General features: G+C 63.8%; 12 protein-coding genes. 7 read left to right on the plus strand and 5 right to left on the minus strand.

The features are described 5' to 3' along the window. Positions 1–7: 7 nt before the first annotated feature. Complete coding sequence (locus NGB94_RS14435) at positions 8–466, plus strand: hypothetical protein (protein ID WP_325791378.1); 459 nt, start codon at positions 8–10, stop codon at positions 464–466. A gap of 98 nt (positions 467–564) precedes the next feature. After that, complete coding sequence (locus NGB94_RS14440) at positions 565–1,401, plus strand: aldo/keto reductase (RefSeq protein WP_325791379.1); 837 nt, start codon at positions 565–567, stop codon at positions 1,399–1,401. Between the two features lie 79 nt (positions 1,402–1,480). Here NGB94_RS14440 and NGB94_RS14445 read toward each other — a convergent pair whose 3' ends face one another. Genes NGB94_RS14445 through NGB94_RS14460 form a run of 4 tightly spaced genes read right to left on the minus strand, consistent with a single transcriptional unit; the run spans position 1,481 to position 4,696 of the window. Continuing rightward, a complete protein-coding gene (locus NGB94_RS14445) occupies positions 1,481–1,879 on the minus strand; it encodes a flagellar assembly protein FliW (RefSeq protein ID WP_325791380.1) in 399 nt (132 codons plus the stop codon). Then, positions 1,876–2,775 (minus strand): flagellar hook-associated protein FlgL, encoded by a 900-nt coding sequence (gene flgL / locus NGB94_RS14450; RefSeq protein ID WP_325791381.1) that lies wholly within the window; start codon positions 2,773–2,775, stop codon positions 1,876–1,878. The genes NGB94_RS14445 and flgL overlap by 4 nt, the downstream gene beginning before the upstream one ends. Before the next feature lie 6 nt (positions 2,776–2,781). Beyond that, positions 2,782–4,182, minus strand: coding sequence for a flagellar hook-associated protein FlgK (gene flgK / locus NGB94_RS14455; RefSeq protein WP_325791382.1), 1,401 nt, complete (start codon positions 4,180–4,182; stop codon positions 2,782–2,784). A gap of 28 nt (positions 4,183–4,210) precedes the next feature. Further along, positions 4,211–4,696 (minus strand): flagellar protein FlgN, encoded by a 486-nt coding sequence (locus tag NGB94_RS14460; RefSeq protein ID WP_325791383.1) that lies wholly within the window; start codon positions 4,694–4,696, stop codon positions 4,211–4,213. A gap of 263 nt (positions 4,697–4,959) precedes the next feature. On the opposite strand from NGB94_RS14460, the gene NGB94_RS14465 reads away from it, so the two are divergent. The 5 genes from NGB94_RS14465 to NGB94_RS14485 all read left to right on the plus strand — a co-directional run bounded on the left by NGB94_RS14465 (position 4,960) and on the right by NGB94_RS14485 (position 9,134). Next, the gene (locus NGB94_RS14465) at positions 4,960–5,799 is read left to right on the plus strand and encodes a sigma-70 family RNA polymerase sigma factor (RefSeq protein WP_325791384.1); all 840 of its coding nucleotides are present in this window, start codon (positions 4,960–4,962) and stop codon (positions 5,797–5,799) included. Positions 5,800–5,921: 122 nt separating this feature from the next. Further along, the gene (locus NGB94_RS14470; protein ID WP_325791385.1) at positions 5,922–6,776 is read left to right on the plus strand and encodes a flagellin; all 855 of its coding nucleotides are present in this window, start codon (positions 5,922–5,924) and stop codon (positions 6,774–6,776) included. 246 nt (positions 6,777–7,022) lie between these two features. Next, positions 7,023–8,363, plus strand: coding sequence for a flagellar filament capping protein FliD (fliD, locus tag NGB94_RS14475; protein WP_325791386.1), 1,341 nt, complete (start codon positions 7,023–7,025; stop codon positions 8,361–8,363). Further along, positions 8,360–8,800: a flagellar export chaperone FliS gene (fliS, locus tag NGB94_RS14480; protein ID WP_325791387.1), complete on the plus strand. Its 441-nt coding sequence runs from the start codon at positions 8,360–8,362 to the stop codon at positions 8,798–8,800. The genes fliD and fliS overlap by 4 nt, the downstream gene beginning before the upstream one ends. Next, positions 8,790–9,134 carry a hypothetical protein gene (locus NGB94_RS14485; RefSeq protein WP_325791388.1) on the plus strand — a complete coding sequence of 115 codons (345 nt, stop codon included), beginning with the start codon at positions 8,790–8,792 and terminating at the stop codon, positions 9,132–9,134. Before fliS ends, NGB94_RS14485 begins: the two co-directional genes overlap by 11 nt. Positions 9,135–9,150: 16 nt before the next feature. Here NGB94_RS14485 and NGB94_RS14490 read toward each other — a convergent pair whose 3' ends face one another. Next, positions 9,151–11,541: an excinuclease ABC subunit UvrA gene (locus NGB94_RS14490; RefSeq protein WP_325791389.1), complete on the minus strand. Its 2,391-nt coding sequence runs from the start codon at positions 11,539–11,541 to the stop codon at positions 9,151–9,153. Between the last annotated feature and the right edge of the window lie 87 nt (positions 11,542–11,628).

Genomic DNA, 11,628 nt, shown 5'->3' on the forward strand with positions numbered 1-11,628 from the left:
CGGCAGGATGGCACTTTTCGCAGCAGCCCGTCAGGGGCGCAAGGACGACACCGAACTCGGCAAGGGTGTGTGGCGCCGCGCCCACGACCGGTTCACCCGGGGGCTGGACCGGTACCACCAGATGCTCGAAGGGGTGGAGGACGATGCCCTGTACAACGAGCTGGCACTGGTGGCGAACGATCTGGCGGCGCTCCTTCCGCGGGTGCGGGCGGTCTGTGCCGGAGCCCAGAAACAGCTTCCCAGCGCCGGACAGGACATTCCCGGCGGGCTGATCGCCGTGCACCGGGCGCTTTCCCGCTCAGGCAACTCGCTGGCAGCCGCTGCCGAGGCCGCAGCCATGTCCCGCCTCGAGGGCGAGCGGTGGGGGATTGCCTCGGCCGGCGTCGACAACGTCCGGCGCCGCGCCGCACTGGTGGAAGAAGACGTGGCAGAGGCAGAACGCGTTCTCGCGGCCTCCCGCCCCTAGGCCCATCGGGCGCAAGAGGCTGAGCCGGGATTTCGCGTCCAGCAAACACCGGCCCTTTTGGTCAGCGGCACACGGTCAGCGGGTGGAGGATGGGGACCATGACTACATCTCCACTCGTCACCTTTAATGACGGCAACACCATTCCCCAGCTCGGCTACGGCGTCTGGCGGGTTGAGGACGAACTCGCGGAAAAGACCGTGGGCATGGCTTTCGAAGCCGGCTACCGCCACATCGACACCGCCAAGATCTACGGCAACGAAGCCGGCGTTGGCCGCGCCATTGCCGCCTCGGGCCTGCCGCGTGAAGACCTCTTCATCACCACGAAGGTCTGGAACGCCGACCAGGGCTACGAAGAGACCCTGGATGCCTTCGACGCCTCCATGGAGCGCCTGGGCCTGGAATACCTCGACCTGTACCTGATCCACTGGCTGCAGCCGAAGCAGGGCAAGTACGTGGACACCTGGAAGGCCCTCATCGAGCTGCAGAAGTCCGGCCGGGTCAAGTCCATCGGTGTCTGCAACTTCACGGTTGAGGCACTGCCGGAGATCATCGACGCCACCGGCGTGGTGCCCGTCCTGAACCAGGTGGAGACCCACCCGTACCTGGCCCAGACCGAACTGCGTGACTTCGAGGCCAAGCACAACATCAAGCACGAGTCCTACTCGCCGCTCGGCTCCGGCCAGGGCCTGCTGGATGACGAAGTGCTGCAGGGCATCGCGGCAAAGTACGACGGCGCCACGACCGCCCAGGTGGTCATCGCCTGGCACCTGGCCCTTGGCAACATCGTGATCCCGAAGTCCGTCACCGAATCCCGCATCCGCGAGAACTGGGCAGCACTGGACCTCAAGCTGTCCGACGAGGACATCCAGGCAATCAACGCACTGGACAACGGCACCCGCTTCGGCGCGGATCCGGCAACGTCCGACTTCGCCTAGCATTCCCGCCCGGCTGTGCCGGGACCAAAAAAGCCCTTTCCGGATTCTTCCGGAAAGGGCTTTTTTATATGGTCTGCTGCTACGCGGCGGCTACGGCTTCCAGCGGTGCCCGGAGCGGGAGGTCCCGGCCCTCCAGGATTACCTGGGCGCACTGCCACGTCCGGGTGTTCACGATCACCGGAGCCAGCAGGTTGACGGTGGTGCCGGCGTCGGACGGATTCGCGACCACCAGGACGCGCGCCTCTGCCGGATCCTTCAGCTGGAGCTGGCGGGCCTGCTCATCGGAGATTTCCGGGTTGTACTGCGGCAGGTACACCGCGGCGTCAATGGCGTAGAACCGGCGCACGCCGGCGGACGTGTCCGTGCCTGTGAGGGAGTACAGTCCGTGTGCGCCGTCGATGTCTTCCAGGGCGAACTCGGTCAGCGGCTCCAGGCCCGGGGGCGGCGCCAGGAAGGAAACGGGAGTCACGGTGCTCATCGCAGGAAGTCCATCAGGGTGGGCTGGAGAACCTTCGCGGTGACCGCGAGGGAGGACTGGTAGGCAAGTTCCTGAAGCTTCAGGTCCAGGATCACCTGTGCCGTGTCCAGGTCCTCGATACCGGAGCGCCGGGCCTCCAGGCTGACGGACTGCTCCAAGTTGGCTTCCTCTGCTTTCAGGACGCGGGCGTGGCGGATACCGACGTCGGTCTGCTGGGTAATGACCTTCTGGGTGCTCGCGTCGATGCCGGCGAGGTGCGCGCTGATGTCGCCGTTGTCACGCAGGGCCGTCACGAGGGAATCGAGTTTGGCGAAGACGTCACCGAAGACCTCTTCGGCGCTGGCATCGACCCGGACCGTGGTGCTGGCGTCAATCCTGCGGGTGACCGGGCCGTGGCCGTCACCGTTGAAGGTGTAGGTCGGTGCCGTTGCGGGAGGCACCGGCGGATTCTCGACGACGGCGGCACCGGCGTCGGAGTTCCCGGCAAAGATGTTCCGGCCGAGGAAGGACGTGTTGGCCTGCCCCAGCAAATCCTTCTTGAGTCCTTCGATTTCCGTGGCGATGGCAGCCTTGTTCGCCGGTGTGGCCGTGGCGGTCGACGCGGTGAGCGCCAGGTCCTTGATCCGGGTGAGGATGTCGGTGGTGCGTGTCAGCGCGGCATCGACCGTGGAGAGCCAGCTGTTCGCATCCGTGATGTTGCCCTTGTACGCGGTGTTCGCACGCATTTCGGCGCGGACCTTCAGCGCATCGGCGGTACCGGCGGGGTCGTCGGAGGGCCGGGTGATGGCGGAAGAGGTCTGGGCCTGCTCCTGCAGTTTGGCCAGCCGGGACATGTTGGCCTGAAGGTTCTGCTGCGCGTTGCGCGTCAGCATCAGGTTGGAGGTGCGGGTGATCACAGGGGGTTACCTTCCCACAATGCCGGTGCGGTTGATGAGGGTGTCGAGCATTTCGTCAATGGCGGTCATGACCCGTGCCGCGCCCTGGTAGGCGTGCTGGTAGGCCAGGAGGTTGAGGTTCTCCTCGTCCAGGTCCACGGAGGAATTGGAGAGCTGCATGTCGACGGCAGCGGAGGCCGCGACGCCGGCCAGGTCGGCCTGCTGCATTTCCACGCGGGTGCTGGCGCCAATGCCGCTGACGAAGTTCGCCCAGGCGGAGTCGGGGGAGCCTGGACCGGTGCCCAGCTGCGCGATCTTGTCCGCGACCGAGTTGTCCAGGTTGCCCATGTTTGCCGCGCCGGTGGCGATACCCGAGGCGTTGGAGGCGAGCACGGTCAGTGAAAGCGCGGCCGGGTCGGTGTCGTGGCTGAAGAAGTTGCCTACCGGGTTCCCGGCCGTGTTGATGCCGCCGTTGTGGGCACCGTTGACCGCGGTGGCCAGATTCTTGGCGAAGGTGTTGTAGCCCTCGGCCGCGGAGGCGAGGATGCCGCCGTCGGACGCCGGGGCCAGGACGCTCAGGACACCGGCGATCTCGCCGCTGGCAGCCATGTTGGTTCCGGGACGGTGCGCCCACTCAAGCCGGGGTGCCTCTTCGCCCATTTTGATGCCGCCGGCCACCTTCACCGGGCGGACGATGTCGCCGGAGACGATGGCGTTGCCGTCGATCAGCACGTCCACCATGCCGCTGTCCGACTCACGGACGGTTCCGCCTGCCAGCGCAGCAACGGTGATGGTCAGCGTGTTGCGCTGGTCGATGAGCTCGTTGGCGGTGCCGCCTGAGGCCAGGGTGGTGCGGATCTGTGCGTTGAGCGAGGCGATCTGCGACGCAGCGCCGTTCAGCTCAGCTTCCATGTCCTTGAGCTGTTTGTAGGCGCCGGTCCACTGTTCTTCGACGGCCTTGTATCCGGTGGCGATCTGCGTGGCGATGGTGGTTGCCTGCCCAATCAGCGCAGTGGCGGCCGCTTCATTGCCCGGCTTGTTGGCGACACCCTGCCAGGCTGCCCAGAACTCGGTGAGCGAGGCGGAGATGCCGTTCTTGCCGGGTTCGTTGAGGCTGGTTTCGAGTCCTGCCAGTGCATTGGCGCGTACGGCCGAGAAGCCCGACGCCGCGGCGGTGCCCCTCACCCGGGCATCAAGCTGCATGCTGCCCAGCCGTGCGATGCCGTCAACCGACACGCCCTGGCCTACCCGGGCACCGGTCGCAAACTTCCCGGTGACGGCCGCGCCGCCCATTGCCGAGGTCGTGACCCGCTGGCGGGTGTAACCGGGCGTGTTGACGTTGGCGATGTTCTGGCCAACCACGTCGAGTCCCTTGCGGGCTGCGCTCAAACCGGTATAGGCGGTGTTCAGGCCGCTGAAGGTGCTCATTGCGTGCAGGTTCCTTTGTTCACGGTCTCTAGAGTTGCTTGTCCACGATCCGGGCACCGCTGCCGGTGCCGGCGGAGGTGCCGTTGGACGTATACGTCTTGCTTTCAGTGCCCAGCCCCGCGAGGGTTTCCTGGGCAGAGCGCGCAGCAGTCCGCAGGAACTGCTCGTTCGTGTCGCGCAGATCGCGGATTTTAAACGTCAGTTCCGTCATCGCCTGCAGATGGGCCGTGAAGATCTCAGTCCACGGTCCTGGCGGAGCGGCGGCAATGATCTGCCGAAGAGTTGCATCTTCGGCTATGCCCCACTCCTGCGCGAGCTCGGAAACGGCCACCGTCCTGGCCAGATTCGCGGCACGCAGGCGTTCTAGAACCTGTTCGACTTCCCGCGTGGCGTGCTGCAGCCAGCGGGTTTTGCCGGAGGTAAGAAGCAGTTGTTCTTCTTCGAGCTTGAAGGTCAGGAGCTCCAGCAGCTCCCGTTCTTCCCAGAGTAGTGCGGATAGTTTCTGGGTTCCCATGCCTTGCTCACCTCCTGCGCCTTACGCAAATGTCTCGTCTTCCGAAGGATGTGAACGCACACCCTGCAACGGGCTAAAGACACCCGCGCTGCGCAGGCTCAAAGACTTTTAATCCGTCAGAAACACTTATCGGCGCTTGCACCTCCAATGTTAGTGGTATGTTGCAGCTATTGCGCCAAAGTGAAGGTTGAACCGGGAGACTCAGCTCCTGTCCAAGCGGTCAGCGTATTTTGTTGGGGAACAAGGACTTGGGGGTCCAAAAGTTGAATCGCGATGAACGCAACCGCCTGGTTGTGGAGAACTTACCGCTGGTCGGATATCTGGTCTCAGAGGTGTGTGCCAAAGCCACGCACCTTTCCAGGGATGATCTGGCATCAGTCGGGGCCATTGCCCTGATTACGTCCGCTGACTCTTTCAATGCGGAGCTTGGCGTTCCGTTCGGGGCCTACGCCCGACGCCGTATCGTTGGCGCTTTCGCTGATGAAATGCGCTCCAACGACTGGGCCACCCGGACAGCACGCAAGCGCATCAAGGAAACCCTGGCCGTCAAGGAAGCGCTGACCGCTGCCCTGGGCCGTTCCCCGAAGGTGGACGAGATTGCCTCCGCCATGGGTGTTGACCGGGCCGCGGCTGAAGACGCGCTGGCAGATGCCTCGCGCACTGTCTCCCATCTGGACGACGCCGCTGCGGATTCGCTGGTGAGTGCGCTGCCGTCCCCTGAAGGTTCCGCCCTTTCTGCTGAACGAATGCAGTACCTGCGGGCCGCTGTGGCTGCCCTGCCGGACAAGATGCGTTACATCGTGGAGCAGGTTTACTTCCACGACCGGTCAGTCAAGGATCTTTCCGCTGAGCTGGGGGCGACACACTCTGCAATTTCGCAGCAGCGTGCCGAGGCGGTCCGGCTGCTGCGCGACGGACTGGGTACGCACTACTCGGACACCGAAACGCCCGCTCCGATTGAGTCCCGGATTTCACCGGCCCGCCGCAACGCCTACCTTGCCTCCGTGGCGGAGTGGACCACGGGCGGCCTCACGCGCCAGGACCCGCATCACGGCCCCACCTTCCATGTGCCGGGGCATGGGCTGAACGCTGCCGTGTCCTAGCTCTCAAAAACCCAAAAAATCTTTGCCGGATTCCTAACACCCCCGTGATTGGGGCCGATAGCTAGGGATACAGGCCCACGGACGGGCCTCGTAGTTATCGCCCAATCACGGAGGAATTCATCATGGGTTTCACAATTGCAACTAACGTCTCTTCGCTCAACGCGATGCGTAACCTGACCCTGAACCAGACGGCTCAGTCCAAGTCGGTGGAGCGCCTCTCCAGCGGCCTGCGCATCAACCGTGCAGCTGACGACGCAGCCGGCCTGGCTATCTCCGAAGGTCTGAAGAACCAGATCTCCGGTCTTCAGGTTGCCGGCCGCAACGCCCAGGACGGCATCAGCCTCATCCAGACCGCTGAAGGCGCCCTGACCGAGGTCCACAACATCCTGAACCGTGTCCGTGACCTGGCTGTCCAGGCCTCGAACGATACGAACAACGCTGATTCCCGTACGGCAATCCAGGCAGAAATCACGGCTCAGGCCGCTGAACTGTCCCGTATCGCCACCAGCACCAACTTCAACGGAATCGACCTGCTGACCACGGCAGCAGCCGGTGCCGACCTCAAGATCCAGGTTGGTGCAAACGCTGGTGCCGCGAACAACGAAATCGCTGTCAGCCTGACCAACATTCAGGCCGTCGCAACCGCCGTTGGCGCCATCGACGTAGCAGGCGGAGCGGACCAGCCGGCCAACCAGCTCGCTGCATCGGGTGCGATCACGACTCTGGATACCCAGATCAAGAACGTTTCCACCGCCCGCGCCGATCTTGGTGCACAGCAGAACCGGATGGAGTCGGTCGCACGCTCGATCGCAGTTTCGGTCGAGAATCTCTCGGCTGCCAACTCCCGCATCCGCGACACCGACATGGCGCAGGAAATGGGCAACTTTACTAAGTCCCAGATCCTGTCCAGCGCTGCCACGGCCATGCTGGCCCAGGCCAACCAGATGAACTCCGGCGTTATGCAGCTCCTGCAGTAATAACGGAACCATCCGCGGGAATGCCTCGGCTGCACCGCATCTAGCAGTAACCGCTTAACCGGCAGGTGAATGGCCGCTGGCGGGAAAAGAATGACTTGGACCTCACACTTTTCCCGCCAGCCCATTCCCTGCCTGCGGTGTTTTATCCGGCTTCGGCCAGCGGCCCCATTTTCAGCAGAACCAGACCGGCATTTCCCTCCGCAGCGGCGGGCCAGAACCTCAGGGAAACGTACAAGGAGCATTCGCATGGCGCTAGGCATTGACGGACTGATCAGCGGAATCGAAACTTCCGCCATGATCAAGCAGCTCATGGACATTGAAGCCCGTCCGCAGATCCTGCTGAAAAACAAGGTCAGCTCCACGCAGACCTTCATTACGGCCCTGCAGTCCCTGAACACGCGCATCGCGTCCCTGACAGAAGCGGCCGGCAAGACCGCCAAACCGGCAGGCATGGACCTTTTTGGTGCCACGTCCACTTCAGACAAGGTCAGCACCACCGTGGGTGCTGGAGCTGCTGCTGGTTCCCTGGACATCACCGTCTCCCAGACTGCGAAGGCGCAGGTTTCCCTTTCCGCCGCTATGGCTGCCTGGCCCTCCAACAGTGTCTTGGCGATCTCCGCCAACGGGACCGTCACTTCCTTTGACACGACGGACAAATCGCTGGATCAGGTCATCAGCGAAGTCAACAAAGCCAATCTCGGCGTCACCGGCGTGAAGATTGCCACGGGCAGCGTGGACGGCGTCCAGCAGTACCGGGTGCAGTTCACTGCTGCCAAGACGGGCTCCGAGGGCGCATTTACGGCCAGTCTCGGCGGCACGGAGATGGACGTCCTGAAGACCGCCCAAGACGCAAAGCTCACGCTGTGGGCAGGTACGCCGGCAGCGCAGGAGATCACGTCCTCCACCAATACCTTCAAGGCCCTGATGCCGGGTGTGGACGTCACGCTGGCAGCGGACACCCCGGCGAACACCGCCCTCACCCTGACCGTCGCACGGGACGATGAAGCCATTTCAAAGGTTGCCTCCGACCTGGTTGCCGGGCTGGCAGACGTGTTCGCGTTCATCAACAAGAACAGCGCCGTGACCGTTTCCACCAGCTCCGGAAGCACCAGCGCAGCAGGCGGACTCTTCACCAGTGACTCCGGTGTCCGCGACATCAAGCGCCAGCTTATGGAAGCAGCAACGTCTCCGCTCGACGGCAGGTCACCGTCCGAAATCGGCATCGTCATTACCAAGGACGGAACCGTTGAGTTCGATGAGAAGAAGTTCGCCGCTGCCATGGCCGCGGACCCTGCCAAGACCCAGGAGACCCTGCAGACCATTGCCGGTCGCGTCGAAGCCGCCAGCAAAGTTGCGTCGGATAAGTATGACGGCCTCCTGACCCAGCGAATCACCGGCCAGGAGTCGACGGTACGGTCGTTGAACACCCAGATTGAAGACTGGGACCGCCGCCTCGCCAGCCGTGAATCCACGCTGAAAATGATCTGGGGTAACCTGGAAGTGAAGCTCAGCCAGCTGCAGAGCCAGCAGGACTGGCTCACCGGCCAGCTGGCCGCGCTGAACAACTCGGGCTCAGGAAAGAAGTGACCGTGAGCTACGGGCTGCAGGCCAAGCGCGCCGAATTTATCCGCGACGCGGTGATGTCCGCATCACCGGTCCGGCTGCTCACCATGCTGTATGACCGCATGCTCCTGGACCTGAACCGGGCCGAAGCCGCCCAGCAGGCCGGGAACTGGACCGCTGCTTCCGAGCAGCTCGTCCATGCCCAGGCAATCGTCGCCGAACTTAGCGGAACGCTGAAGGTTGATGAGTGGGAAGGCGGCGAGAACCTCCAGGCCATTTACGGCTACGTGATGAAGGCGATGGTGGAAGCCAACCTGCAGCACAGCGCCGCCATGACCCGTGAATGCATCAACCTGCTGGAGCCGCTGCGGGATGCCTGGCACGAAGCCGCAGCCCAGCTGCCCGCCCAGACGCCGTCCGCTGGAGCGACCGGAAGCGGCGGTACCCTCGGTGTCGGCTGAACCAGCGGAGGAGTATCTGACACCACACCAGGAGAACCTGGAGCGCTGGGATGAGGTCCTCACCCAGCTCGAGGACAACCTGGAAGCGTTCATGGACGGGTCCACTGTCCTTGACCAGGCCCGCACCGTAGCCAGCGCCTGGCATCCGCCGCACGAACTGGGTCCGCTGCCGGCAGAGTTCGCTACCCGCGCCCGGCTGCTTTCAATGGCCCAGCAGCGTGCCTATGCCCAGCTCCGGAACGAATCCAGGATGATCCGGCAGCAGGCGGAACTGATCCGCAGCGTCCCCACTGCATCATCCGGCGGAGCGGTCTACCTCGACGTCGCAGGCTAGGCGCCCCCCTCGCAGTTCAAACACCCACATAGGCTGCCAAGTGCTCCCCGGTGAGGGTTGAACGCCCGGCCACCAGCTCGGCCGGGGTGCCCTCGAAAACTATCCGCCCGCCGTCGTGCCCTGCTCCCGGACCCAGGTCGATGATCCAGTCCGCGTGCGCCATGACCGCCTGGTGATGCTCAATCACGATCACCGACTTCCCGGAATCGACCAGCCGGTCAAGCAGCCCCAGCAGCTGCTGCACATCCGCCAGGTGAAGACCCGTCGTGGGCTCATCGAGGACATAGACGTCGCCCTTCTCCGCCATCTGCGCCGCCAGCTTCAGCCGCTGGCGTTCACCGCGGGAGAGAGTGGTCAGCGGCTGCCCCAGGGTCAGGTAACCCAGCCCCACGTCACAGAGACGTTTCAGGACCTTGTGCGCTGCCGGCGTCTTTGCATCGCCGTCGGCGAAGAACGTGAGGGCTTCCGCCGCGGACATCGCCAGGACCTCCGCGATGTTCCGCCCGCCCAGGGTGTAGTCAAGCACTGCCGCCTGGAACCGTTTGCCGCCGCACTCCTCGCAGGTTGACTCCACGGTCGCCATGACTCCGAGGTCCGTATAGATGACACCGGCACCGTTGCAGACCGGACAGGCGCCCTCCGAATTCGAACTGAACAGCGCCGGCTTCACCCCGTTGGCTTTGGCGAACGCCTTCCGGATGGGTTCCAGCAGCCCGGTGTAGGTGGCCGGGTTGGACCGCCGGGAACCCTTGATCCCGCTTTGGTCGATAACGACGACGCCGTCCCGCTTCGCCACCGATCCGCGGATCAGGGAACTCTTGCCGGACCCGGCCACACCGGTGAGGGCGCAGAACACGCCAAGCGGAATGTCGACGTCGACGTTCTGCAGGTTGTTGGCGGTGGCACCGCGGACCTCCAGCATCCCGGACGGGGACCGAACCGAGTCTTTCAACTGTGCCCGGTCATCCAGGTGGCGCCCGGTGATGGTCCCGGAGCCGCGCAGCCCGTCAACGGTTCCCTCGAAGCAGATTTCCCCGCCGCCGGTTCCGGCCCCGGGACCAAGGTCCACCACGTGGTCCGCAACCGCGATCATCTCCGGCTTGTGTTCAACCACCAGTACGGTGTTGCCCTTGTCCCGCAGGGCCACCAGCAGCTGGTTCATCCGCTCGATGTCATGCGGATGCAGCCCAATGCTCGGTTCGTCGAAGACGTAGGTGACGTCCGTCAGGGACGATCCAAGGTGGCGGATCATCTTGGTGCGCTGGGATTCGCCGCCGGACAATGTGCCGGCGGGCCGGTCGAGGGAGAGATAGCCCAGGCCGATCTCCGTAAAAGAGTCCAGCAGGTGCTGCAGCCCGGCCAGCAGGGGAGCCACTGACGGTTCTTCCAGCTTCCGGACCCACTCAGCCAGGTCGCTGATCTGCATTGAACACAGGTCGGCGATGTTCTTTCCGTTGATCTTCGACGACAGCGCTTCCTGTGCCAGCCGGGTTCCGCCGCATTCCGGGCAGGTGCTGAACGTTATGGCACGGTCCACGAAGGCGCGGATGTGCGGCTGCATCGCCTCGCGGTCCTTGGACAGCATCGACTTCTGGATTTTCGGGATCAGGCCTTCGAAAGTGACGTTGATGCCGTCCACCTTGAGCTTCGTCGGCTCCGAATACAGCAGGGCCTGGAGCTCCTTCTTGGTGAACTTCGCAATTGGCTTGTTCGGATCGAACAGCCCGGTGTTGGCGAAGATCCGTCCGTACCAGCCGTCCATGCTGTAGCCGGGAATGGTGAGGGCGCCCTCCAGGATGGACTTGGAGTCATCGAAAAGCACCGCCAGGTCGAAGTCACTGACCGATCCCATACCCTCGCAGCGCGGGCACATGCCGCCCAGGCGGTTGAAGGTGGCTTTTTCTGCTTTGGTTTTGCCGCCGCGTTCAACGGTGATGGCGCCGGACGCCTTCACTGACGGGACGTTGAAGGAGTAAGCGTTGGGGGAGCCGATGTGCGGATCGCCCAGGCGGCTGAAAAGGATGCGCAGCATGGCGTTGGCATCGGTGGCTGTTCCTACGGTGGACCTCGGATTGGCACCCATCCGCTCCTGGTCCACGATGATCGCCGTCGTCAGTCCTTCCAGGCGGTCGACGTCCGGGCGGGAGAGGTTCGGCATGAACCCCTGGACGAAGGCGCTGTAGGTCTCATTGATCATGCGCTGGGAATCGGCCGCGATGGTCGCGAAGACCAGTGAGCTTTTCCCCGACCCGGAAACACCGGTAAAGACCGTTAGACGGCGTTTGGGGATATCCACGCTGATGTCTTTGAGGTTGTTCTCCCGTGCCCCGATAACCCGGATCAGGCCGTGGCTGTCCGCCGGGTGGACGGTAGGGGACTGGGTGGCCGGATCCGTAGCCGTGCTCATGGTTTCTCCCTGGACGATTCCGCGGTGTGAAGTGCCACGTTACCCGTGCGGCGGTCCGCGGCGCTTCTTTGTTCCTGACCGATTCAC

Source organism: Arthrobacter koreensis, from assembly GCF_035792275.1.
Taxonomy (GTDB): domain Bacteria; phylum Actinomycetota; class Actinomycetes; order Actinomycetales; family Micrococcaceae; genus Arthrobacter_B; species Arthrobacter_B koreensis_A.

Excerpts from the sequence above, each read along its gene's own strand:
- NGB94_RS14460 (WP_325791383.1), bottom strand. The coding sequence starts at position 4,696 with ATGGGAACCCAGAAACTATCCGCACTACTCTGGGAAGAACGGGAGCTG.
- NGB94_RS14490 (WP_325791389.1), bottom strand. The coding sequence starts at position 11,541 with ATGAGCACGGCTACGGATCCGGCCACCCAGTCCCCTACCGTCCACCCG.
- fliD (WP_325791386.1), top strand. The coding sequence starts at position 7,023 with ATGGCGCTAGGCATTGACGGACTGATCAGCGGAATCGAAACTTCCGCC.
- flgK (WP_325791382.1), bottom strand. The coding sequence starts at position 4,182 with ATGAGCACCTTCAGCGGCCTGAACACCGCCTATACCGGTTTGAGCGCA.
- NGB94_RS14445 (WP_325791380.1), bottom strand. The coding sequence starts at position 1,879 with ATGAGCACCGTGACTCCCGTTTCCTTCCTGGCGCCGCCCCCGGGCCTG.
- NGB94_RS14440 (WP_325791379.1), top strand. The coding sequence starts at position 565 with ATGACTACATCTCCACTCGTCACCTTTAATGACGGCAACACCATTCCC.
- NGB94_RS14470 (WP_325791385.1), top strand. The coding sequence starts at position 5,922 with ATGGGTTTCACAATTGCAACTAACGTCTCTTCGCTCAACGCGATGCGT.
- NGB94_RS14435 (WP_325791378.1), top strand. The coding sequence starts at position 8 with ATGGCACTTTTCGCAGCAGCCCGTCAGGGGCGCAAGGACGACACCGAA.